The organism is Microbacterium sp. MYb54 (genome assembly GCF_002979515.1).
Lineage (GTDB): Bacteria > Actinomycetota > Actinomycetes > Actinomycetales > Microbacteriaceae > Microbacterium.
The window spans coordinates 18,505-40,836 of the sequence record NZ_PCPA01000025.1; the positions used below are offsets into that span (position 1 = coordinate 18,505).

A 22,332-nucleotide genomic window follows, 5' to 3' on the forward strand; every position below is an offset into this window, starting at 1 on the left:
CGGCTGTGGTCAGAACGGCGGGATGTCGCGATCGGAACGGCGTGACGTGTTGCGTGCGCGCACGTCTCCGAGCGCCGCGCGGAGGGTCTTCGATCGGTCGTCGACCACCTGTTCGTAGCCGAGCCGTGCGGCCTCGGACCGCCGCTGAGCAGCCTGGGTGACGGGACGGATCTCGCCCGCGAGGCTGAGCTCGCCGACTGCCGCGATCGTGCGCGGCACCGAGAACTGTTGGATGGAGCCGGCCACTGCGATCGCGATCGCGAGGTCGGCGGCTGGCTCCGTGAAGCGCACTCCTCCCACGGTCGAGACGTAGACGTCGAGGGTGCCGGTGGGGATGCCGGCGCGCCGCTCGAGGATCGCGAGCACCATCGCCACCCGCGAGGAGTCGAGGCCGTGCACGATGCGGCGCGGGTTCGGTGCGTTGCTGGGGACGGTGAGCGCCTGCACCTCGACCGGCAGCGCACGCCTGCCCTCGAGCGAGATCGCAACGCACGTTCCCGGTTCGGTGGCGCCCTGGGAGAGGAAGAGGCCAGACGGGTCTGGCACCTCGGCGATGCCGTCTCCGGTCATCTCGAAGCAGCCGACCTCATCGGTCGGCCCGAAGCGGTTCTTGAGCGCGCGGATGAATCTCAGTGACGTCTGGCGGTCGCCCTCGAAATGACAGACGACGTCGACCAGGTGCTCGAGCACGCGGGGTCCGGCGACCTGGCCGTCTTTCGTGACGTGGCCCACGAGGATGATCGGCAGATCGCGATCTTTCGCGATGCGGATCAGCGTCGCCGCGACCTCGCGCACCTGGCTCGGCTGCCCGGCGGCGCCGTCGATCATCGAGGACGAAACCGTCTGCACCGAGTCGACGATGACGAGCTGCGGCTTCACCTCGTCGATGTGGCCGAGGATGGTCGCCAGGTCGGTCTCGCTCGCGAGGTACAGCTCGTCGTGCAGCGCGCCCGTGCGCTCGGCACGCAGTCGCACCTGGCCAGGAGACTCCTCGGCGCTCGCGTAGAGCACCCGGCGCCCACCGCGAGCCGCTTGTGCTGCGACCTCGAGCAGCAGTGTCGACTTGCCGACACCGGGCTCGCCGCTCAGCAGGATCGCAGCCCCGGGCACGATGCCGCCGCCGAGCACGCGGTCGAACTCGCCGACGCCGCTCGAGCGGCGCGGAGCATCTTGCGTCGTGATCTGTGTGATCGGCCGTGCTGCGCGATCGGCGGTCGGCGCGACCGCGCCCACGCGGCGGAGGATGCCGGTCTGCGCGGCCTGTTCCTGAACCGTGCCCCACTGCTGGCACTCCCCGCACCTGCCGACCCACTTGGCGGTCGTCCACCCGCATTCCGTGCACACGTACGCGGGTGGAGCGGGTTTCCGGGTGGCCATGCTCCCAGGCTATCGCCGGCATCAGACATCCCTATCGGCCAGGTGTTTATTCACGGCCATACCTCTCGGCAAACTCGCAGTCTCGCGGGATACTGGGGTCATGGCCAACGGCGGGCCCGTCTGCGGGCCGATCTCGAGCTACTCCCGGGTGCAGATCCTGCACTTGCTCTTCGAAGCGGGAAGCTCGAGGACCCGAGCCGATCTCTCCATCACCGAGCTGTGCGAAGCCACCGGGCTCCACCCCAACACGGTCCGTGAACACCTGCAGCGACTGATCGAGGGCGGCTACGTGATCCCGACGATCGAGCACCGCACCACGAGGGGGCGGCCGCGCACGCTGTACAGCGCTGCCACCGGAGCGCCGGGTGCTTCCAGCCCGGTCGCGCGCGACAAGGCCAAGGCGGCCGCTCGCCGCGGTGACCTGATGCGGAGCATGCTGCCGGACGCGACGGCATCCGGGCTCGGACGCGAGGCCACCTACCAGCTCGACGCTCTCGTGGAGCATCTCGAAGAAAGCGGCTTCGAGCCCGTTGTCGACGACCAGGGGCTCACGGTCGACCTCAGCCCGTGCCCGCACGCGGCCGGTCGCTCGGAAGACCGCCCCATGCTGTGCCGCGTGCACCTCGAACTCATGCAAGGCGTCCTGAACGAGGCAGGCGGACCACTCGAAGCCGAGTGCGTGCGCGACGCTGTCCTCTCATCGGATTGCACCGTGCAGCTGCGCGACACCACCGCGCCGCTGATCGAGGGAAAGGGGCGGCTGCGTCACAGCACCAGGCAGCGCCTCCACAGAACAGGAGTCGCGCATGGAATGGCTTGATCCACTGGTCCTCGCCCGATGGCAATTCGGGCTGACGACGGTCTATCACTACCTCTTCGTGCCGCTGACGATCGGCATGGCGCTGGTCGCCGCGATCTTCCAGACCGCGTGGGTGCGCACCGGCAAGGTGCAGTACCTGCATCTGACCCGCTTCTTCGGCAAGATCTTCCTGATCAACTTCGCGATGGGTGTCGTCACCGGCATCGTGCAGGAGTTCCAGTTCGGCATGAACTGGTCGGACTACTCCCGCTTCGTCGGCGACGTGTTCGGCGCCCCGCTCGCGTTCGAGGGGCTGCTCGCCTTCTTCTTCGAGGCCACGTTCATCGGGTTGTGGATCTTCGGCTGGGACAAGCTCCCGCAGAAGCTGCACCTCGCGACCATCTGGTGCGTCTCGATCGGCAGCATCCTGTCGGCGTACTTCATCATCGCCGCCAACGCGTTCATGCAGAACCCGGTCGGCTACACGTTCAACGAGGCGACGAACCGGGCCGAGCTCACCGACTTCTGGGCGCTGCTGACGAACCCGGTCGCGCTCGCGGCCTTCCCGCACACGATCTTCGGCGCGTTCATGTTCGCCGCCGGTGTCGTCATCTCGGTCTCGGCCTGGCACCTCGCACGCGGTCAGCACTTCGACACCATGCGCATCTCGCTCAAGTTCGGGCTGTGGGCGATGATCGTATCCACCGCGGGTGTCGTGCTCACGGGCGACCAGCTGGGGCTTGCGATGTATGCCGCGCAGCCGATGAAGATGGCGGCGGCCGAAGCGACCTTCAATACCGTGTGCGGGCCGGACGCCTCGTTCAGCCTGTTCACGCTGGGGACACCGGACGGCAGTTCGGAGCTGTTCTCGATCCGCGTGCCGTATCTGCTGTCGCTGTTGTCGACGCACACGCTCGACGCGTGCGTGCACGGCATCAACGACCTCAACGCCGAGTACAGCCAGACGTATGCCGCCACCGGTCTCACCGACTTCGCTCCGGTCCTGTGGATCACGTACTGGGCGTTCCGCTGGATGATCGGCCTGGGCATGGCTGCAGCGCTCGTCGCCGTGATCGGTCTGTGGCTCACCCGCAAGAGCGCCAAGAAGCCCCCGGCGCAGTGGATGTGGAAGCTCGCGATCTGGTCGTTCCCGCTCGCACTCGTGGCCAACATCATGGGCTGGGTCTTCACCGAGATGGGCAGACAGCCCTGGATCGTGTTCGGACTGATGACCACGCAGGACGGCGTCTCGCCAGGGGTCAGCGGTGTCGAGGTGCTCATATCGCTGATCGCGTTCACGGCGATCTACGCGGCCCTCGCCGTCGTCGAGATACGCCTCATCATCCGGGCAGCGCAGAAGGGCCCCGACACCGAAGAACAGCCACATGACGAGACGGCCCAGCTGCCGTCGGTCGTCTACTGAGAGGGAGGAGCATCATGGATCTCGCAACACTCTGGTTCTTCATCGTCGCCTTCTTCTTCGTGGGCTACTTCGTGCTCGACGGGTTCGACTTCGGCGTCGGCATGTCGCTGCCGTTCCTCGGCAAGAACGATGTCTCGCGCCGCCAGGTCATCAACACCATCGGTCCGGTCTGGGATCTCAACGAGACCTGGGTCATCGTGGCCGGTGCCTGCCTGTTCGCGTCGTTCCCCGAGTGGTACGCCACCCTCTTCAGCGGCTTCTACCTGCCGCTGCTGCTGATCCTGCTCGCACTGATCCTGCGCGGAGTCTCGTTCGAGTACCGCCACCAGCGCGACAGCGTGAAGTGGAAGGCGGGCTTCGACCGGATGATCGTGATCGGCTCGGTCGTGCCGGCTCTGCTCTGGGGCGTCGCCTTCGGCAACATCGTGCAGGGCGTGGCGATCGATGAGAACCACATCTACGTCGGCGGCTTCTTCGCGCTGCTGAACCCGTACTCGCTGCTGGTCGGCGTCACCACGCTGCTGCTGTTCTTCCTGCACGGGGTGCTGTTCGTCGCGCTCAAGACCGACGGGCAGGTGCATGAGGACGCACGGAAGCTGGCGAAGAAGGCCGCCATCCCGACCATCCTCGTCGCGGCCGCAACCGTGATCTGGACGATCGCGATCGCGATGGGCCGTGAGGCTCCGCTGCTCTGGCTCGTCATCGGCGCCGGCGCGCTCGCGGCGGTCAGCCTGATCGCGGCGGTCGGATTCTCGTTGGTCCGACGTGACGGCTGGGCGTTCTTCGCAGGCATGCTCACGGTGATGTTCGCGGTGGTCATGCTGTTCTCGGCCCTGTTCCCGTTCGTGATGCCATCGACGATCGACCCGGCATTCAGCCTGACGATCGCGAACGCATCGAGCACGCCGTACACGCTGCAGATCATGAGCTGGACCGCCTTGATCGCGATGCCGCTGGTGATCGCGTACCAGGCCTGGACGTACTGGGTCTTCCGCAAGCGTGTCACTCGCAAGTCCATCGAGGGGGCTCCGGCGCACGCGTGAAACCCGTCGACCCGAGACTGCTGCGCTACGCGGGTGCCGCGAGGGGCTTCCTCGCGGCATCCGCGGTGATCGGCGTCATCCAGACCGCGGTCACGATCGCCTTCGCGTGGTTGCTGACCGATGCGATCACCGGCGCGATCGCGGGTCGCGATGTCACCTCCTCCCTGATCTGGCTGCTGGTCGCGGCGCTGCTGCGCGGGCTGCTGATCGCAGCGTCGGATGCCGCGGGGACGCGGGCGGCGGCGAAGACCGGGATGCAGCTGCGCTCGGCGCTCGTGAAGGCGGTCGGGAAGCTGGGGCCCGGATGGCTGGCACAGCGGAACCAGACCGCACTCGCCGTCACCGCGGGCCACGGGCTCGAAGCGCTCGACGCGTACTTCGCGCGGTACATCCCGCAGCTTGTGCTGACCGTGATCGCGACTCCGGTGCTGGTCGCGGTGATGTGGTGGCAGGACTGGCCGAGTGGGCTGACCGCGGTCATCACCCTGCCGCTGATCCCGCTGTTCCTGATCCTGATCGGCATGGCGACGCGCACGGTGCAGACGCGGCAGTGGCAGACGCTGCAGCGCCTCGCCGCCCGATTCGCAGACACGGTGCAGGGACTGTCGACGCTGCGACTGTTCGGGCGCGACCGCCGCGCGGCCGACCGCATCGAGGTCACCGCAGAGGAATACCGCCGCGAGACCATGAAGGTGCTGCGGTTCTCGTTCCTGTCCGGGTTCGCGATGGAACTGCTGGCCTCGATCGCGGTCGCACTGATCGCAGTATCGGTCGGCTTTCGGCTGCTCTCGGGTGACCTGACGCTCGAAGTGGGGCTGTTCGTGCTGCTGCTCGCCCCCGAGGCGTTCCTGCCGATCCGCCAGGTGGGGGTGCAGTTCCACGCGGCCTCCGAGGGGGTGGCCGCGACCGAGGATGTGTTCGCGGTGCTCGACGCGGCAGGGGAAGGTGCGCCCGCTGTTCACAATTCAGGGCAGCCGTCGTCCTCCGGTCCCGGTGACCCGGTTCGGCGCACTGCGGAGCACGTTCCTCCTGAGTTGCGGACGGAGAACGGCGGAGAGCTGATCGTCGAAGAGCTGCGGGTGCGCGATCTGCCGCCCGTGTCTTTCGCCGCAGCGCCGGGAACGATCACCGTCATCGAAGGGCCGAGCGGGTCGGGGAAGTCGTCACTGCTCGCGGCGCTTCGAGGCGCGGTCGAGTTCGAGGGCACGGCCTCGTACGCCGGGACGGACCTGCGGGGGCTCGCGCCGTCGGCGTGGCTCGCCTGGGCAGGGCAGGCACCGGGCCTCACGCGGGGGACCGTGGCGGCGAACGTCACCCTCGGTGACCCGGAGCCGGATACCGGCCGGGTGCGCACCGCACTCGACGACGCCTGCGCCGAGGCCATCGACCCCACGCTCGAACTCGGTGTGCAGGGAGCAGGACTGTCGGGCGGGCAAGCACAGCGTGTGGCGGTCGCTCGAGCCCTGTATCGCCAGGCATCCGCTTCCGACCGCGTGCTCGCGCTCGACGAGCCCTCCAGCGCCCTCGACGGCGAGACCGAGGATCGGCTGTGGCGGTCGCTGCGGGAGAAGGCGGATGCCGGAGCGACGATCCTCCTCGTCTCGCACCGTCGGACCGCACGGGAGATCGCCGATCAGATCGTGACGCTGGGGGTGAGCGCATGACCGCACGCCGAGACGCGTCCGAGGCCGCGCACCCGCGCGGGCACCGGGTCCGTGGCATCCTGCGGCTCGCGCAGCCGCCGGTCGGCCGATTCGTGCCAGGACTCGTCTGGGGGATGCTGTCCGCCGGCGCCGCAGTGAGCCTGCTGGCGGTCAGCGGCTGGCTGATCGTGAGCGCTTCGATCGTCGACTCGCTCGTGCCGCTGTCGATCGCCGTCGTGGGGGTGCGCTTCTTCGCGGTGTCACGCGCGGTCACCCGCTACCTCGAACGTCTGAGCGGCCACGACGCGGCACTGCGTCAGCTCGCCTCGACCCGCGCCGACATCGTGCGGCGGCTGATCCCGCTGTCTCCGGCCGGCCTCGGCTCGACCGACCGCGGGCAGGTGCTCACAGCCCTCGTGGACGATGTCGAGAACCTGCAGAACCTGCCGCTGCGGGTGGTGCAGCCGCTCGGGGTCGCAGCGCTCGTCGCGGTCGGTTCCATCGGCTTCATCGCCTTCGTCTCCCCTCCCGCCGCGCTCGCGCTCGCCGTGTGTCTGCTGGTCGCCGCGGCCGCGGCGATCGGTCTCGGCTGGGTGTTCGGCTCACGTGCCGAGGCGTTGGTGTCGGCACGTCGCGCCGAGCTCTCTGCGGCCCTCGTCGACTACTTCGGCAGCCTCGACGTGCTCCTCGCCTACGGGGCGGAAGAGCAGGCGCGCGCACGGATCGGTACGGCGGATGCCGCGCTGCGACGGGTGGTCGACCGCGCCTCGTTCGCGCAGGCCGTCGCCGCAGGCGTGGTCTCCGCGGTCGCCGGGGCTGCCTCGGTCTGGGCCCTCGCTGCTGCGGCTCCCGGACTCGCAGACGGCACGATCGACGGCCCCTGGCTGGCCGTGGCCGTGCTCGTGCCGATGGTGGTGTTCGAGATCTTCGGAGCGGTGCCGATCGCTGCGGCATCGTGGCGGAGTGTGCGCTCCAGTGCCGAGCGCATCGTCGACGTGCTGCCGGAGCGGATGCCGGACGAGCTGCGCTCCGACGCCGGAGACGACATCGAGATCGAGGGCACCCCGGCCGTGCGGATGCGCGGCGTGCGGGCGAACTGGCCGGGTGGTGCGCCCGCTCTGAAGGGGATCGACCTCGACCTCCGCCCTGGTGAGAGGGTGCTGGTCGCGGGACCGAGTGGGGCGGGCAAGAGCTCACTCGCCGCGGCCCTTGTCGGCTTCCTGCGGGTGGAGGGCGAGTACCTGGTCGACGGGCGTGATGCCGCGGAGCTTTCGGGCCCCGCACTGCGCCGCGTGATCGGGCTGTGTGAGCAGAGTCCTCAGCTGTTCGACGAAGACATCCGCCAGAACCTGCTCTTCGCACGCGACACTGCGACGGACGCCGAGCTGCAGGAAGTGCTCGACAGGGTCGGCCTCGGCGCCTGGGTCACCGAGCGCGGTGGCCTCGACGCGAGGGTCGGCGACCGGGGTGCGCTGGTGTCGGGTGGGCAGGCACAGCGGATCTCGCTCGCCCGCGCACTGCTGAGGGGCTTCCCGGTATTGGTGCTGGATGAGCCGACCGCCGGGGTTGACCCTGAGGCATCCGATGCCCTGCTGCGCGATCTGCTGCAGGCCGCAGGCGAGCAGTCGGTGCTGCTGATCTCGCACCTCGCGCCGCCCGCGGGCACGGTCGACCGGGTGGTCCGCATCGAAGACGGCCGCACGATCTGACGGCGAGGCCGCGCGCGCCTCAGACGTTCATGTCGACGGGCGGTTCCATCACGATGCCCTGCGCCTCGAACGCGCGACGGCGCTCTTCGATGCGGCGGTGCAGCTCGACCTGTGCGGCGTCGACGAACTGCGGGTCGAGGTCGACCGTCGGCGGGTTCGGGTCGCCGTGGTTCGCGGCGATGTACGCATCGAGCTCGGGGCCGCTGGTCCACGAGGTGATGAGCGCGTAGCGGGGTGCCGTGCCGCGGTGCCAGACCGCGTGCCAGAAGCGCTGGGTGTCGACGATGATGCGGGAGCCCGCGCGCAGCGGCAGGCGGATCTCGGTCGCCGGGTCGAAGCGGTCGGCGCGCAGGATCAGCATCGACTCGGTGTCGTCGGAGAGGTTGAAGAACCCACGGACCACCCAGCCGGTGCCCTCTTCGTTGAGGCGGTTGTTGTCATCCTGATGCAGGTTGTAGATGGCGTCGGCGTATTCGTTCGCCTGCAGCTCGATCACGCGGCAGCGTCCGATGCCGGCACCCGGCTCTTGCGCCCGACGCTGGAGCGTGGGGGCGATGGCGACCTGCGACTCGACCCAGATGCCGTCCTTGTCGGCGCGCGGCGGGGTGTGGTTCCAGAAGCCGTTGCAGTCGACGTCGCCTGCGTAGCTGGTGAGCGGGGCGAAGCGCGTGATGCCGGAGGAGCGCCAGCCGACGTACTCCAGGTCGTGCCACTCGGCGGGGTCGGCGGGCGAGGTGTGATCGTCGAGGACGACGTAGCCCGTCTCGGCCAGTGCCTCGGAGGTGATGAAGCCCATGATGAATACCCTTCCCGTCATCGCTGCCCCCACAGGCGGCGGGTTATTAGGCCATCCTAACCGGGATGCGCCTCCCATGGCGGAGGGCCGACCGGGGAAAAGGGCGGTGGGGAGCGCCGATATTCTGGGGATATGACTCAGCCGCAGGGTGCCCTCCTCGTGGGCAGCGTGAACTACGACGACGCCGAGACCACGATCCGCACCGCCGCGGATCTGCTCGGCCCCCGACTCCGCCGCATCCCGGACGGAGAGGTGGGCAAGCGGTTCCACTGGATCATGTTCCAGCCCGACGTGATCGGCCAGGCCGAGGGCATCGAGCGCGTCGGCGACGAGCCCATCCCGTTCCCCGCCGGCATCGACGCCAGAGGACTGCGGCTCGCTCAAGGAGTGGATGCCGCGAGCATCGAGCTGCCTCCGCTCGGCTACGCCGCAGCCGCGATCGAGTCGTACGCCGTGTTCACGCGTCTCCGTGCAGAGGGTGCTGTTCCGGCCGGCATCCGGTTCCAGGTGTCGCTGCCGACGCCGCTCGCCGTGATCTCCTCGTTCTTCCACGGCGATGATCGGGCCGAGATCGAGCCCGTCTACACCGCTGCGATCCTGCGCGACCTCGACGAGATCCTGGCCGCCATCCCGCATGAAGACCTCTCGGTGCAGTGGGACGTCGCCAGCGAGATGGGCATCATCGAGCGCGCGGTCGGCTACGGAGCGGTCATGGAGGCGTGGTGGCCCGGTGACCCGTTCGACGGTCTCGTCGCGCGCCTGGCTGCGCTCGTCGATGCGGTGCCCGCTGACGCCGAGGTGGGCGTGCACCTCTGCTACGGCGACGCGGGGGAGAAGCACTTCTTCGAGCCGAGGGATGCCACGAACCTCGTGCGCTACGCGAACGCCGTCGTGGCGGCATCCGCCCGCCCGCTCACCTGGCTGCACCTGCCGGTGCCGATCGACCACGACGACGAGGCGTACTTCGCCCCGCTCGCAGACCTCACCCCGGTCGACGAGCTCTACCTGGGACTCGTGCACCGGGAGGACGGCGCGGAAGGGGCAGCTCGCCGCATCGCCGCCGCCGCTCCGTTCGCGACGGAGTTCGGCGTCGCGACCGAGTGCGGCATCGGCCGTGCGCCCGCCGGATCGACCGAGGGCATTCTGCGCACGCACGCCGAGGTCGCCACCGCCTGGTGACGAGCAGCTCTCGATTCGCGTGCAGGCCCCGCGTCGCGTAAGCTATTCCGCGGTGACGTGTCCGAGCGGCCGAAGGTGCAACTCTCGAAAAGTTGTGTAGGGTAACCCCCTACCGTGGGTTCAAATCCCACCGTCACCGCCATGGAAACCCCCTCCGAGTGAGGGGGTTCTTCCGTATCCGATGTGGGGTCTCAAAGGAAGCGTCGGCGGTTGTCGACGCTCGGCCGCCTCGATGAGATGATGCGATGGTGACCGATGCCACGCCTCATATTCGCGCACTGCTCAGACGAAACATCGGTGCGGGTGCGATTCTCGACGTAGCCTCGCGCCTGCGCGAGGACCTGGCAGCGACAAATGTCCTTTCTGCGATGGGCCTCGCTGTCGGGACCGGCGCTCCGCCGGAAGTCCGCGCCGCCTTGGCCGAACAGCTCAGGCGAGTGCTTGCAAGCGCGGTGCTCGATGCTGAACACTTGACGTGGATACTCGCCGCGTCATCCATCCCGGCTGCAGAGGCTCAAGCGATCGCGAAGACGCTTGCGGCGCTCCGATTGAATGTCCTTGATGGATCCCCGGAGCCGTATGGTCTTCCCCCGGACGTATGGGTGACGATCACCGGACCGGATGTCCTCGTCGACCTCCTATTCCAGCCGCTCAACGTGTTCGCCACGTTCGTCCGCGCCGTATTCACGACCTGGCAGGGTGCTCTGGACGCGGGTGCACGGACCTACTGGGAGAACAAGCTCCCGGATGAAGCGACGACCTCCATCGAGCTCTTCATCCTTCGCGCATGGGGAGTGCCCATCGCCCCTTTCGCTGCGCTCGAGACCGCCGAGGGGGCAGCTAAAAGGGTGATCGAAGGCCTCGACCTCGAGCCCGTCGATTCTGTCGACGATCTACCTTGGGAGCGCAATCCCGACCCGTTCGTCAATCAGAGCGCGTTCGTGTCGGTTCCTGCACGGGAGGCGGGCGGGCTCGCCGACCGCTTCTACGGTCATGTGTTCAGCAACGACTTCTGGGAGGCGGTCGAGGCCCCATACCGGCCTCGAAGGCGTATGGAGCCACTCCCTCCGTACGGCGTGCTGTCTGTCCCGTTTCGCGAGATTCCTCGGTTGTATGCGTCTTCGGCGGACGAACTCCTTGCAATGTGCTCGAGTATTGCTCGCCACGTTTCGAAGCAGGGAACCGGGGTCAACAGGATCCTGTTCCGCGGACAAACGCGCGAGTACACGCTGCCGCGTGACAAGACGACGTTGAAAGCGCTATACGGCCGTGACGATGTGATCGAACCGTCCTTGGTGCCCAGCGCTTCCCGCCGCCCCCCTTCGAGTGCAACGCAGATGGCCTTCGCGTCTGTTCTCGAACTCGCGTCAGTTTCTCCCGCAGTGCAGCAGGCGACCTGGCGCTCGATTCTCGGGGACAGGCAGAAGGTTGCCTTCGCACAGCACTACGGACTCGCGACCGACGCGCTCGACCTCACGGAAGACGTGAAGGTTGCGCTGTGGTTCGCACTGACTCGACTCGACGCCGCCACCGAAAACGACTTCGTTGCGTCTCCCGTCGACGAGGACAACGTGAGTGTGCTCTACCTGTTCCGAGTCGGCGAGTTCGACGCACGCGCGATCGACGTCGTCGATTCGCCGAGTTCGCGCCCCGCACTGCAACGGGGGTGGGTGAGCTCCGGTTCGTGGGGGTGGCGGGCGAACCGCGCTGCGACGCGCCTCGAAGCGGCCATCTACTTTCCCGGGAGCGTTCGCAACGCCTTGGCGCTCCCCGCCACAACCGAACTGTTCCGTCCCCCGACCGACGAGCCAGTCACCCGAATCGCCCAGGAACTCCTCGAGAGATTGCCGGAAAGCGTCGTCGGAGCGGAGCTGGCCCGCGCCCTCTACTCGATCGTCACATGACTTCGTCCCCCGGCTCCGCCCCGCGAGGCTTGTACTGAAGAAGGAGTTACCGATGGTCATGGCCGTGTCGCATGAGAATTTGATCAACCGCTCGCTGGCGGGCCTGTTCCTTCCATTCAGGCCTAAGCTCACTCGCTGTGCGGCTCAGCTGCTCGGGTTCCCGCAGCGCATCGGCGCGAAGGTGCTGGACAACGTGTCGTTCAACGGGTTCGGCCCGGACGTCGTGCTCCTCGAGGAGGGCACCTCGGAGATCCTGGTCGTCATCGAGACGAAGCTGCATGCGGCCGCGCAGGCGACCACTCTGGTCACAGTGCAGAACACCCCGCCACGCCTTGGCGACGAGCGGGCGACAGCGGTTCATGATGCCGTGAAGGACCCCGCGTACCGGGTCGTCGGCGGAAAGGCCAATGCCCAGGGCATCAAGCCCGAGGGTGTCTGGCAGATCGACGCGTATTACGGCTGGAAGTGGTGGGACAACGACTTGCCACAGTTGAGTCTGGCTTCTGACGCGCAGTTCATCTACTTGACGCTCGAGGGCGGCGAAGCGGCCGGAATGTATCGCGGCGCCGCGTCCGCCGCGCACTGGTGTGCGATGAGCCTCGTCGCCCTGGTCTTCGGCCTCAACCGAGAGCTCCGCCGCGAGCAGGAAGACGGCTTCGTGCCGGATGAGTCCGGCGTCTTCACTCAGGACGAGAAGGATGCGATCGCCGTCCTGACTTTCCTGGTCTATACCCACGAGGGCGGTGAGTGCGCGAGTCCTCGCGACTGGGTGGATGCGTTGGAATGATCTGATGGTCGGTGTGAGCGACATCAGCCGAGCAGTTCCACCCCGAAACCCGAGACGACAGTGCGCAGTTCGGCGAGGTAGCGCTGCGCCTGCTCGGTGAGCGGGATCGCCGCGTGACCGATCCAGCCGATCTCGATGCGCTCGTCGACGTCGAGCGGGATGGCGACGATCTCGGGATCGAGGTCATCGCTGATGATGCCTGTCGAGATGGTGTAGCCGTCGAGTCCGATCATCAGGTTGAAGATGGTCGCGCGGTCGGAGACGCGGATGTCGCGCGAAGTCGAGAGGGTGGAGAGGATCTCCTCGGCGAAGTAGAAGGAGTTGTTCGCGCCCTGGTCGAAGGTGAGTCTGGGCACATCGGCGAGATCGGCGAGGGTCACGCGATCTCGAGTGGCGAGGGGGTTCTTGCGGGAGATGAAGATGTGCGGTTCCGCGACGAAGAGCGGGTGGAACGCGAGCCCGGAGTCGCGGAGCAGCTTGTCGATGACGTTCCCGTTGAAGTCGTTCCGGTAGAGGATGCCGAGCTCGCTGCGGAGGGTGCGGACGTCTTCGATGATGTCCCACGTGCGCGTCTCACGAAGGGAGAACTCATACTGCTCGGCCGAGGTCGCCTTCACCATCCGCACCAGTGCGTCGACAGCGAATGAGTAGTGCTGCGTCGACACCCCGAGCAGGCGTCGCGAGGGCGGTCGGCCGAGGTATCGCTGTTCGAGGAGTGCCACCTGCTCGACGACCTGCCTGGCGTACCCGAGGAACTCCACACCGTCGGTGGTGAGGGTCACGCCGCGAGCGGAACGGAGGAGGAGCACGCGCCCGACCCGGCTCTCGAGGTCTTTCATCGCCGCCGACATCGTGGGCTGGGCGACGTAGAGCAGATCGGCGGCGGCACTGATCGATCCTTCCGCGGCGACCTCGATGTAGTAGGTGAGCTGCTGCAGGGTGATGCCGCTCGAGCGCTTGGCCATAGCCTCAGACTATGTCATGGCATAGTCGCGGCGCATTACTCGATAGGGCCGTTCGCACCGCACCATGGAGGTATCCCCTTCGCGAGGCCGAGCCCGGCCGATCAGCTCACCGATTGGCACCTCATGGCACACGACTTCACGTTCCGCATCACGACGACCCGCTTCGACGAGGACTACTCGCCGTCGGAAAACTCCCGGATCACCACCAACTTCGCCAACCTGGCGCGGGGCGAGCACCGTCAGCAGAATCTCCGCAACGCCCTGACGATGATCGACCGTCGGTTCAACGATCTGGCGCGCTGGGACAACCCGAACGGGGATCGCTACACCGTCGAACTCGAGATCGTCTCGGTCGCGGTGCAGTTCGCCGCAGAAGGCGAGGACCAGGAGTTCCCGCTGCTCGAGGTCCTGGACATCCAGATCGTCGATCGTCTCACCGGAAAGCGCAGTCACGGGATCGTGGGGAACAACTTCTCGTCCTACGTGCGCGATTTCGACTTCAGCGTGCGGCTGCCTGCTGCCGCGGAAGCAGCGGGCCGGTTCACCGTTCCGGCTGACTTCGGCGACCTGCACGGCAAGCTCTTCCAGCACTTCCTCGACTCGGAGACCTATCGGGAGCGCTTCACCGTGTCGCCCGTGATCTGTATCAGCGTCTCGACGAGCAAGACGTACCGTCGCACCGAGAACCACCACCCGATCCTCGGTGTCGAGTACGAGCAGAAGGATCCCTCGCTGACCGACGAGTACTTCGGCAAGATGGGGCTCTCGGTCCGGTACTTCATGCCACGCGGCAGTGTCGCCCCGCTGGCGTTCTACTTCCGTGGCGATCTGCTCAGCGACTACACGAACCTCCAGCTCATCGGCACGATCAGCACGATGGAGACGTTCCAGAAGATCTACCGACCGGAGATCTACAACGCGAACGCGGCCGCTGCGAGCGTCTACCAGCCGAGCCTCGAGGAACAGGATTACTCGGTGACGAAGATCGCCTACGACCGCGACGAGCGCAGTCGGCTCGCGGCCGAACAGGGGAAGTATGCAGACGAGCACCTCATGAAGCCGCACGGCGAGCTGCTCGAGCAGTGGGCCGCCGGCTCCGCCGCCTCCCTGGTCTCCGTCGGATGACGAACGGAAGATCGCCGATCATGAACACCCTTCTTCCCACGTCGATCGTCGGCAGCCTGCCCAAGCCGTCCTGGCTGGCTTCGCCCGAGACCCTCTGGGCTCCGTGGAAACTGGAGGGTGATGACCTGGTCGAGGGCACCCAGGATGCGCTGCGTCTCACCGTCGAGGAGCAGCGTCAGGCGGGCCTCGACATCATCAGCGACGGCGAGCAGACTCGCCAGCACTTCGTCACGACGTTCATCGAGCATCTCTCCGGCGTCGATTTCGACCAGCGCGAGACCGTCCGGATTCGCGACCGGTACGACGCCAGCGTGCCGACTGTCGTCGGCGCCGTGAGCCGCGAGAAGCCCGTGTTCGTCGAAGACGCGAAGTTCCTCCGCCAGCAGACGGATCAGCCGATCAAGTGGGCCCTGCCCGGTCCGATGACGATGATCGACACGCTCTACGACCGTCACTACAAGAGCCGCGAGAAGCTGGCCTGGGAGTTCGCGACGATCCTCAATCAGGAGGCGAAGGAGCTCGAGGCGGCCGGGGTGGACATCATCCAGTTCGACGAGCCGGCATTCAACGTGTTCTTCGACGACGTGCAGGACTGGGGCGTGGCGGTGCTCGAGAGGGCGGCCGAAGGATTGCGCGCGGAGACCGTGGTGCACATCTGTTATGGGTACGGGATCAAGGCGAACACCGACTGGAAGGCCACTCTCGGGTCGGAGTGGCGGCAGTACGAGAAGTCTTTCCCGCTGCTGCAGCAGTCGAGCATCGACACCATCTCGCTGGAGAGCCACCACTCGCACGTCCCGCTGGACCTCGTCGAGCTCATTCGAGGCAAGAAGGTCATGCTCGGAGCGATCGACGTCGCCAGCGACGTGATCGAGACCCCGGAGGAGGTCGCCGACACCCTCCGCAACGCGCTTCGTTTCGTCGACGCTGACAAGCTCATCCCGAGCACGAACTGCGGCCTGGCGCCGTTGGCACGTGACGTCGCACGCGGCAAGCTGCACGCGCTCAGCGCGGGCGCCGCGCTCCTCCGCGAGGAGCTGGCCGCGGCAACAGTCTGACTTTCTGCGGAGCTCGGGCGACCGAAGATTGCGCCAGGCATCCGTGGCCCACCCGTCGTCAGAAGAACAGCATCGCCTTGTAAGCGATGACGGATGACACCACGCACAAGGCGACGACGAGAGCTGTGCCTGCGAGAGGGATTCTCCAGACCGTGGTGCGCCGACGCAGCGCGATGATCAACACGATGCTTATGAGTTGGATCAGCGCGGTAGCGATCATGAAACCCTGGAAGTTGAAACCCAGGAGATCCCACTCGCAGTTCGGCGAGCAATGCGGGGTCGAGATACCTAGGAAGCCGACCCAGAACACGGCCGCCATCGACGCCAGCAGCTGGAGGCACCAGACGAAGAGGCTGCTCCAGTATTCGGGCGCAGGTTTCGGCCGGAGCCACATGCCGATGGCGACGGCGATACCGAGCGCGATCGCGGCCGCGAGCCCCGCATATCCGAACAAGACGTTCATCTGCGCATCCTTCGGGCTCCACTCACATCTCTGCTGTCGTTGTTCACATTATGTATTCCTCCACGCGGCGGTCCCGGTTCCACATTGCCCAAAACTTCGTGGGTCTCATCGTTGCCGCTACGGTGGAGCCGCCACGCCCCACCACATCAGGAGACCGCATCACATGGTGAAGCTCATGAACGCCGACCAGCTCGTCAAGATCGCCGCCGGCGCCGGAATCTTCCTCCACGAGGCGACCCCGGAGACGGAGAACCTCTACGTCTATGCCACGGATGACAGCCAAGCTCACACCGTCTACGTCGGCAAGAGCGCGTCGCGCGCTCGCAGCACCGGCGAGGTGAATGTGGAGGGTCAGGACTACAAGGACCGGATTGGTGTCGGCTTCTCCGCCCTCATCAAGGAGAACAACGCCACACGTCGCTCGTTCCGCTACGACCCGACCTCGTTCGACCCGGCGCTGCTCCTCCGGCACATCGAAGAGCACGAGTGGGGTGGTCCTGCAATCGAAGCCCTGCGGGAGCGACTCGACGCGCACCTCGTGGCTGCGCCGACGATCTCGGTCGAGGACGTCGAAAAGGTCCTCGTGCGCATCCATGTCAACACAGGCCGCCTGATCGGGAACTCGCAGTTCGCATCGCAGTGGGAGGCGACCGTCAACGGCGCCCCCAACGTCATCGCGGTGCTCGCCGCCGACATCGCTCGACAGAACGGCACGTTGCCGAAGGACACCGACGTGGACGCTGTCCCGACTGTCGAACGCCCCCGCGACGAAGCCGAGTGACCCGAGGCGACCCCGTTCGCCCCGTCGGAGAGTCGGCTCAGGAGCGCACGAGGCGCGAGATCGCGTCGGTGGCTTCCTTGATCTTCGCGTCCGCATCGGCACTGCTCATCCGCGCGGCGTCGACGACGCAGTGCTTGAGGTGGTCGTCGAGGAGGCCGACGGCCACAGCCTGGAGCGCACTGGTCAACGCGCTGATCTGCGTGAGGATGTCGATGCAGTACTTCTCCTCGTCGACCATCTTCGTGATCCCACGCGCCTGACCTTCGATGCGGCGCATCCGATTCAGGTACTTGCTCTTGTCGGTGATGTAGCCGTGCGTGTGCTCTTCGGTCGTCGCCTCGGGGGTCATGTCCAGGTCCTTCATCTCGTGGTCGGCCCTCTCAGCGGCCGAGGACGGCGCGCGTGCTCGCGTCTGGTGTGAGGTCGATGCGGCGCAGCAGCTGTGCGTTCAGTGCGACGACGATGGTCGACAGCGACATCAGGATAGCGCCGACCGACATCGGCAGGATGAATCCGATCGGGGCCAGGACGCCGGCGGCGAGCGGGACCGAGATCAGGTTGTAGCCGGCCGCCCACCACAGGTTCTGCTTCATCTTGCGGTAGGCGGCGCGGGACAGCTCGATCACGGAGATCACCGAACGCGGGTCGGAGCTCGCGAGGATCACGCCGGCCGAGGCGATGGCGACATCGGTTCCGGCACCGATGGCGATTCCCACGTCGGCCTGTGCGAGGGCGGGCGCGTCGTTCACGCCGTCGCCGACCATCGCCACCTTCTTGCCTTCGGCCTGCAGCTCGGCGACCTTCGCGGACTTGTCCTCGGGGCGCACGCCGGCGAAGACCCGGTCGATGCCGAGTTCGGCAGCCACCGACTCGGCGACGGCTTGAGCATCGCCCGTGATCATGACGACCTCGACGCCCAGACGGTGGAGGGCGTCGACGGCCTGCCGGGACTCGGGACGCACCTCGTCGGCGAGTCGGAGCCCGCCGGCCACCTCGCCGTCGAGGACGACGTGGAGGATGATGGCGCCTTCTTCGCGCCACTCCTCAGCGGCAGCGATCTCGCGCCCGCCGATCTCGTCGAGGAGCTTCGGACCGCCGACGCGGACCTCTCTGCCGTCGACGGTCGCCGTGACGCCCACTGCCGGAGACGAGGTGAATCCAGAGGCCTTCGCGAGCGTGAGGCCTCGTTCCTGTGCCGCGCGCACGATGGCACGAGCCAGTGGGTGCTCGCTGTCCGCCTCCGCGGAGGCGGCGAGGACGAGCAGGCGCTCGGCATCCACGTCGCCGGTCGGCTCGATCGCCGTGATCGTCGGGGCGCCCTTCGTCAGCGTGCCGGTCTTGTCGAACAGGACCGCGTCGACCGTGCGCATGCTCTCCAATGCGAGTCGGTCCTTGATCAGCACGCCACCGCGCGCTGCCCGCTCCGTGGCGATCGACACCACCAGCGGGATCGCGAGACCGAGTGCATGGGGGCAGGCGATGACCAGCACGGTGATGCTGCGCACGACGGCGGCATCCGGATTCCCCACCAGCGTCCACACCACAGCGGTGAGCGCGGCGGAGAGCAGCGCGAACCAGAAGAGGAGTGCGGCGGCGCGGTCGGCGATCCGCTGCGCACGGGACGAGGAGTTCTGCGCTTCGGTCACGAGGCGCTGGATGCCGGCGAGGGCGGTGTCGTCGCCGGTCGCGGTGATCTCGACCCGGAGTCCGGAGTCGGTGGCGACCGTGCCCGCGGTGACGGTGTCGCCCGTGGCTCGCGTGACCGGACGCGATTCGCCGGTCACCATCGACTCGTCCATCGCGGCGGTGCCGTCGATGATGCGGCCGTCGGCGGGGACGCTCCCGCCCGGGCGCACCACGACGACATCGCCGACGACCAGATCGGCGGGGGAGACCTTGACGATCTGGTCGCCCTCGACCCGCTCGGCTTCATCGGGCAACAGGGCGGCGAGCGAGTCGAGCGCCGAGGTCGTCTGTGCGAGCGAACGCATCTCGATCCAGTGGCCGAGCAGCATGATGACGATGAGGAGCGCGAGCTCCCACCAGAACTCGAGCTCGTGGTGGAGCAGCCCGAGTGTCGCGCCCCACGACGCGAAGAAGGCCACGGTGATCGCGAGACCGATGAGGAGCATCATCCCCGGTCTGCGCGTCTTGAGCTCACTGACGGCACCGGTGAGGAACGGCCATCCGCCCCAGACATACATGACGGTGCCCAACACCGGCGCGATGAACGTCGCCCAGGCAGGCACCTCGTACCCGAGGATCATCGCGAACATCGGCGAGAACGCGACCACCGGCACGGCGATGACGAGGTTGATCCAGAACAGGCGCCGGAACTGTCCGACGTGATCGCCGTGGCCCTCATGACCCCCGTGCCCGGAGTGGTCCTCGTGACCGGAGCGATCCTCGTGATCCTCGTGCCCGGAGTGACCCTCGTGCCCGGAGTGGTGCTCGTGACCGCCGTGGGCATCCTGGTCGTGGTGGCTGTCGGCGCCGGCGGGGTGTGCCGGCGCGTCGTGGTGCGCGTGCGGATCGGTCATGAGTGTTCCTTCCACGGGCTGTCTGCGAGCTCACCCCTACCCTATACCCCAATAGGGTATGCAAGTCAGGGGTGGACGGTGGGGTTCGCAGCGGGAGTCGAGCGCCGCGAACCCCACCTCGGTGTCACGCCATGTTGGCGGCGTACTTGGCGGGATCGGAGTCGAAGGCGGGCCCGCATCCGGCGCAGCAGAAGTAGTAGCGCTCGCCCTCGTGGTCCCGGAAGAGTCCCGCAGCCTCCGAGGCCTTCTTGCTCACGGGGCTGCCGACCATCACCGGGCAGGTGGTGAGGTCATCCCCGGCGCTGCCGGCGAGCAGATTCGCGCGCCCGTTTCCTGCCGCAGCAGGGTTCACTGCGCTGGTGCTGCAACAGCTGGCGGTCACCTCGGTGTCGTTCGTCATGCGGGATGATTCCTTTCTCGTTCTCTCCTGGTGGTGGGAGATGGTGCGTGCGTCGTCACTTGGCGACGCTCTTGAACCCGCGCAGGCGCAGGCTGTTGCCGACGACGAAGACGCTGGACAGCGCCATCGCCGCGCCGGCGAGCATGGGGTTGAGCATGCCGAGCGCTGCGACGGGGATCGCTGCGACGTTGTAGGCGAAGGCCCAGAACAGGTTGGTCTTGATGGTTCCGAGCGTCTTGCGCGAGAGTCGGATCGCATCGACGGCGCTGCGCAGGTCGCCCCGCACGAGCGTGATGTCGGATGCCTCGATCGCGACGTCCGCGCCCGTTCCCATCGCGAGCCCGAGGTCGGCCTGGGCGAGGGCGGGGGCGTCGTTGACGCCGTCGCCGATCATCGCCACGATCTTCCCCTCGCGCTGCAGCCGGGTGACCACATCGACCTTGTCCTTCGGGAGGACTTCGGCGATGACCTCTTCGATGCCCACCTCTGCGGCGATCTGCCGTGCCACGGCCTCGTTGTCACCGGTGAGCAGGATGGGGGTCAACCCGATCGCCTTGAACTGCGCGATCGCTTCGGCGCTGCTCGGCTTGACGGTATCCGCGACCACCAGGATGCCTCGTGCGCGTCCGTCCCAGCCCACCGCGACGACGGTCTTGCCCTCGCCCTCGGCGCGGGCCTTCGTCGACGCGAGTTCCCGGCTCAGCTTCTGCGACCACTCGGCGAGGAGCGATTCGCGGCCGACGAGAACGGCATGGCCCTCGACGACGCCCTGCACACCCTTGCCTTCGATGTTCGCGAAGTCCTCCGGCGTCGGCAGTGCTCCGATCTCCTGGGTCGCGCCCTTGGCGATCGCCTGTGCGATCGGGTGCTCCGAGGCATCCTCCAACGCCCCGGCCAGTCGCAGCAGTGTCGCGCGGTCGGTGTCGGCCTCCACGACGACGTCGACGAGGGTCATCTTGCCGCTGGTGACCGTGCCGGTCTTGTCCAGCACGACGGTGTCGACCTTGCGGGTGGATTCCAGAACTTCCGGGCCCTTGATGAGCACGCCCATCTGCGCTCCGCGCCCGGTGCCGACCAGCAGTGCCGTCGGTGTGGCCAGCCCCAGCGCGCACGGGCAGGCGATCACGAGCACCGCCACCGCCGCCGTGAAGGCCGCGGTCACCGGGAATCCTGCGCCCAGCCAGCCGCCGAGGGCGACGAATGCGATCACGATCACGATCGGCACGAACACCCCGGAGATCCTGTCGGCGAGGCGCTGGACCTCGGCCTTCCCGGTCTGCGCGTCCTCGACGAGCTGCGCCATCTGCGCCAGCTGCGTGTCAGCGCCGATCCGGGTCGCGCGGACCACGAGTCGACCGCCGACGTTCGTCGTGGCGCCGGTGACGGTGTCGCCCTCGGCGACCTCGACCGGTACGGCTTCGCCGGTGAGCATGGAGGCGTCCACGGCCGACGTCCCGGAGACGACGACACCGTCGGTCGCGATCTTCTCCCCTGGCCGCACGATGAACTCGTCGCCCACCCGGAGGTCTTCGACCGGGATCTTCGTCTCCACGCCACCGCGCAGCACGGCGACCTCTTTCGCGCCGAGTTCGAGGAGCGCGCGCAGGGCCGCGCCTGCCTGCTTCTTCGACCGCTTCTCGAAGTAGCGTCCGGCCAGGATGAACATCGTCACACCGGCGCCCACCTCGAGGTAGATGTTCGCCGCTCCATCGGAGGGAGCCAGCGCGAACTCGAAGGGATGCGTCATGCCCGGTGTGCCCGCCGTGCCGAAGAACAGCGCGTACAGCGACCACAGGAACGCGGCCGAGGTGCCCATCGAGATGAGCGTGTCCATCGTGGCGGTTCCGTGCTTGAGGTTCGTCCACGCGGCCTTGTGGAACGGCCAGGCGGCCCAGATGATCACGGGGGCGGCCAGGGCGAGCGAGGCCCACTGCCAGTAGGTGAACTGCAGCGCGGGGATCATCGCCATGGCGATCACGGGCACCGTCAGCACGATCGCGCCGATCAGCCGGTTGCGCAGGGAGAGCAGCTCGGGGTCGGCGTCGCCGACGTCTCCGTCCGCCCCTGCATCCTTCTTCTTCCCCTTCGGCGCTGGCAGGGCCGCGGAGTATCCGGTCTTCTCCACCTCGGCGATCAGCACCGCCGTGTCGTAACCGTCCGGGACCGTGACCTTCGCCTTCTCGGTCGCGTAGTTGACGGTCGCCACGACGCCCTCGAGCTTGTTCAGCTTCTTCTCGATGCGCATCGCGCAGGAAGCGCAGGTCATTCCGCCGATCTCCAGCTCGACGCCTGACCCCGCGCTCGGAGGTGCTGATGTACTCATGTGCTTTTCCTTCTCTT

At 67.3% G+C, this 22,332-nt stretch carries 19 protein-coding genes and 1 tRNA gene; 12 read left to right on the forward strand and 8 right to left on the reverse strand.

Annotation, left to right across the window (positions count from 1 at the left end; all coding sequences use genetic code 11):
- Positions 1 to 9 precede the first annotated feature (9 nt).
- Entirely contained in the window at positions 10 to 1,377 is a 1,368-nt protein-coding gene (radA, locus tag CQ040_RS18130) for a DNA repair protein RadA (protein WP_105528231.1), read from the reverse strand.
- A 100-nt stretch (positions 1,378 to 1,477) separates the two neighbouring features.
- Between radA and CQ040_RS18135 the strand changes: the two genes are divergently transcribed.
- The 5 genes from CQ040_RS18135 to cydC are packed head-to-tail and all read left to right on the forward strand — an operon-like array spanning position 1,478 to position 7,994.
- Positions 1,478 to 2,197, forward strand: coding sequence for a metalloregulator ArsR/SmtB family transcription factor (locus CQ040_RS18135; protein ID WP_105528230.1), 720 nt, complete (start codon positions 1,478 to 1,480; stop codon positions 2,195 to 2,197).
- Positions 2,184 to 3,599: a cytochrome ubiquinol oxidase subunit I gene (locus CQ040_RS18140; RefSeq protein WP_028503882.1), complete on the forward strand. Its 1,416-nt coding sequence runs from the start codon at positions 2,184 to 2,186 to the stop codon at positions 3,597 to 3,599. The genes CQ040_RS18135 and CQ040_RS18140 overlap by 14 nt, the downstream gene beginning before the upstream one ends.
- 14 nt (positions 3,600 to 3,613) lie before the next feature.
- The gene (gene cydB, locus CQ040_RS18145) at positions 3,614 to 4,642 is read left to right on the forward strand and encodes a cytochrome d ubiquinol oxidase subunit II (protein ID WP_105528229.1); all 1,029 of its coding nucleotides are present in this window, start codon (positions 3,614 to 3,616) and stop codon (positions 4,640 to 4,642) included.
- The gene (cydD, locus tag CQ040_RS18150) at positions 4,639 to 6,306 is read left to right on the forward strand and encodes a thiol reductant ABC exporter subunit CydD (protein WP_105528228.1); all 1,668 of its coding nucleotides are present in this window, start codon (positions 4,639 to 4,641) and stop codon (positions 6,304 to 6,306) included. Before cydB ends, cydD begins: the two co-directional genes overlap by 4 nt.
- The gene (cydC, locus tag CQ040_RS18155; protein ID WP_105528227.1) at positions 6,303 to 7,994 is read left to right on the forward strand and encodes a thiol reductant ABC exporter subunit CydC; all 1,692 of its coding nucleotides are present in this window, start codon (positions 6,303 to 6,305) and stop codon (positions 7,992 to 7,994) included. Before cydD ends, cydC begins: the two co-directional genes overlap by 4 nt.
- Positions 7,995 to 8,013: 19 nt before the next feature.
- Here the strand turns inward: cydC and CQ040_RS18160 are convergent, their stop codons facing one another.
- On the reverse strand, positions 8,014 to 8,790 hold the full coding sequence (locus tag CQ040_RS18160) for a hypothetical protein (protein ID WP_105528246.1): 777 nt from the start codon (positions 8,788 to 8,790) through the stop codon (positions 8,014 to 8,016).
- Positions 8,791 to 8,922: 132 nt separating this feature from the next.
- On the opposite strand from CQ040_RS18160, the gene CQ040_RS18165 reads away from it, so the two are divergent.
- The 4 genes from CQ040_RS18165 (at position 8,923) to CQ040_RS18180 (ending at position 12,660) form a co-directional block, all read left to right on the forward strand.
- Positions 8,923 to 9,969, forward strand: a complete 1,047-nt coding sequence (locus CQ040_RS18165; protein WP_105528226.1) for a hypothetical protein — start codon at positions 8,923 to 8,925, stop codon at positions 9,967 to 9,969.
- A gap of 51 nt (positions 9,970 to 10,020) precedes the next feature.
- Positions 10,021 to 10,111: transfer RNA gene (locus CQ040_RS18170), tRNA-Ser, on the forward strand.
- Positions 10,112 to 10,571: 460 nt separating this feature from the next.
- Positions 10,572 to 11,873, forward strand: a complete 1,302-nt coding sequence (locus CQ040_RS18175) for an FRG domain-containing protein (RefSeq protein ID WP_181157010.1) — start codon at positions 10,572 to 10,574, stop codon at positions 11,871 to 11,873.
- A gap of 52 nt (positions 11,874 to 11,925) precedes the next feature.
- Positions 11,926 to 12,660 carry a hypothetical protein gene (locus CQ040_RS18180; protein WP_105528224.1) on the forward strand — a complete coding sequence of 245 codons (735 nt, stop codon included), beginning with the start codon at positions 11,926 to 11,928 and terminating at the stop codon, positions 12,658 to 12,660.
- Between the two features lie 23 nt (positions 12,661 to 12,683).
- Here CQ040_RS18180 and CQ040_RS18185 read toward each other — a convergent pair whose 3' ends face one another.
- A complete protein-coding gene (locus CQ040_RS18185; RefSeq protein WP_105528223.1) occupies positions 12,684 to 13,625 on the reverse strand; it encodes a LysR family transcriptional regulator in 942 nt (313 codons plus the stop codon).
- A 123-nt stretch (positions 13,626 to 13,748) separates the two neighbouring features.
- On the opposite strand from CQ040_RS18185, the gene CQ040_RS18190 reads away from it, so the two are divergent.
- Both CQ040_RS18190 and CQ040_RS18195 read left to right on the forward strand, forming a co-directional pair.
- Positions 13,749 to 14,750, forward strand: a complete 1,002-nt coding sequence (locus CQ040_RS18190; protein WP_105528222.1) for a DUF1852 domain-containing protein — start codon at positions 13,749 to 13,751, stop codon at positions 14,748 to 14,750.
- A 20-nt stretch (positions 14,751 to 14,770) separates the two neighbouring features.
- Positions 14,771 to 15,808, forward strand: coding sequence for a methionine synthase (locus CQ040_RS18195; protein WP_105528245.1), 1,038 nt, complete (start codon positions 14,771 to 14,773; stop codon positions 15,806 to 15,808).
- A gap of 58 nt (positions 15,809 to 15,866) precedes the next feature.
- Here CQ040_RS18195 and CQ040_RS18200 read toward each other — a convergent pair whose 3' ends face one another.
- Positions 15,867 to 16,271, reverse strand: a complete 405-nt coding sequence (locus CQ040_RS18200; RefSeq protein ID WP_105528221.1) for a hypothetical protein — start codon at positions 16,269 to 16,271, stop codon at positions 15,867 to 15,869.
- A 163-nt stretch (positions 16,272 to 16,434) separates the two neighbouring features.
- Between CQ040_RS18200 and CQ040_RS18205 the strand changes: the two genes are divergently transcribed.
- On the forward strand, positions 16,435 to 17,052 hold the full coding sequence (locus tag CQ040_RS18205) for a hypothetical protein (RefSeq protein ID WP_105528220.1): 618 nt from the start codon (positions 16,435 to 16,437) through the stop codon (positions 17,050 to 17,052).
- A gap of 37 nt (positions 17,053 to 17,089) precedes the next feature.
- Here the strand turns inward: CQ040_RS18205 and CQ040_RS18210 are convergent, their stop codons facing one another.
- The 4 genes from CQ040_RS18210 to CQ040_RS18225 form a co-directional block, all read right to left on the reverse strand.
- Positions 17,090 to 17,416, reverse strand: coding sequence for a metal-sensitive transcriptional regulator (locus CQ040_RS18210; protein ID WP_105528219.1), 327 nt, complete (start codon positions 17,414 to 17,416; stop codon positions 17,090 to 17,092).
- Positions 17,417 to 17,432: 16 nt separating this feature from the next.
- On the reverse strand, positions 17,433 to 19,592 hold the full coding sequence (locus tag CQ040_RS18215) for a heavy metal translocating P-type ATPase (RefSeq protein WP_105528218.1): 2,160 nt from the start codon (positions 19,590 to 19,592) through the stop codon (positions 17,433 to 17,435).
- 124 nt (positions 19,593 to 19,716) lie between these two features.
- Entirely contained in the window at positions 19,717 to 19,992 is a 276-nt protein-coding gene (locus tag CQ040_RS18220; RefSeq protein WP_105528217.1) for a YHS domain-containing protein, read from the reverse strand.
- 55 nt (positions 19,993 to 20,047) lie between these two features.
- Positions 20,048 to 22,315, reverse strand: a complete 2,268-nt coding sequence (locus tag CQ040_RS18225) for a cation-translocating P-type ATPase (RefSeq protein WP_105528216.1) — start codon at positions 22,313 to 22,315, stop codon at positions 20,048 to 20,050.
- Positions 22,316 to 22,332 lie beyond the last annotated feature (17 nt).

Coding starts and splice junctions, on each gene's coding strand:
- CQ040_RS18210 (WP_105528219.1), bottom strand. CDS start 17,416: ATGAAGGACCTGGACATGACCCCCGAGGCGACGACCGAAGAGCACACG.
- CQ040_RS18190 (WP_105528222.1), top strand. CDS start 13,749: ATGGCACACGACTTCACGTTCCGCATCACGACGACCCGCTTCGACGAG.
- CQ040_RS18185 (WP_105528223.1), bottom strand. CDS start 13,625: ATGGCCAAGCGCTCGAGCGGCATCACCCTGCAGCAGCTCACCTACTAC.
- radA (WP_105528231.1), bottom strand. CDS start 1,377: ATGGCCACCCGGAAACCCGCTCCACCCGCGTACGTGTGCACGGAATGC.
- cydB (WP_105528229.1), top strand. CDS start 3,614: ATGGATCTCGCAACACTCTGGTTCTTCATCGTCGCCTTCTTCTTCGTG.
- CQ040_RS18225 (WP_105528216.1), bottom strand. CDS start 22,315: ATGAGTACATCAGCACCTCCGAGCGCGGGGTCAGGCGTCGAGCTGGAG.
- CQ040_RS18180 (WP_105528224.1), top strand. CDS start 11,926: ATGGTCATGGCCGTGTCGCATGAGAATTTGATCAACCGCTCGCTGGCG.
- CQ040_RS18215 (WP_105528218.1), bottom strand. CDS start 19,592: ATGACCGATCCGCACGCGCACCACGACGCGCCGGCACACCCCGCCGGC.
- CQ040_RS18135 (WP_105528230.1), top strand. CDS start 1,478: ATGGCCAACGGCGGGCCCGTCTGCGGGCCGATCTCGAGCTACTCCCGG.
- CQ040_RS18160 (WP_105528246.1), bottom strand. CDS start 8,790: ATGGGCTTCATCACCTCCGAGGCACTGGCCGAGACGGGCTACGTCGTC.
- CQ040_RS18205 (WP_105528220.1), top strand. CDS start 16,435: ATGGTGAAGCTCATGAACGCCGACCAGCTCGTCAAGATCGCCGCCGGC.
- CQ040_RS18165 (WP_105528226.1), top strand. CDS start 8,923: ATGACTCAGCCGCAGGGTGCCCTCCTCGTGGGCAGCGTGAACTACGAC.
- cydC (WP_105528227.1), top strand. CDS start 6,303: ATGACCGCACGCCGAGACGCGTCCGAGGCCGCGCACCCGCGCGGGCAC.
- CQ040_RS18195 (WP_105528245.1), top strand. CDS start 14,771: ATGAACACCCTTCTTCCCACGTCGATCGTCGGCAGCCTGCCCAAGCCG.
- CQ040_RS18140 (WP_028503882.1), top strand. CDS start 2,184: ATGGAATGGCTTGATCCACTGGTCCTCGCCCGATGGCAATTCGGGCTG.
- CQ040_RS18200 (WP_105528221.1), bottom strand. CDS start 16,271: ATGAACGTCTTGTTCGGATATGCGGGGCTCGCGGCCGCGATCGCGCTC.
- CQ040_RS18220 (WP_105528217.1), bottom strand. CDS start 19,992: ATGACGAACGACACCGAGGTGACCGCCAGCTGTTGCAGCACCAGCGCA.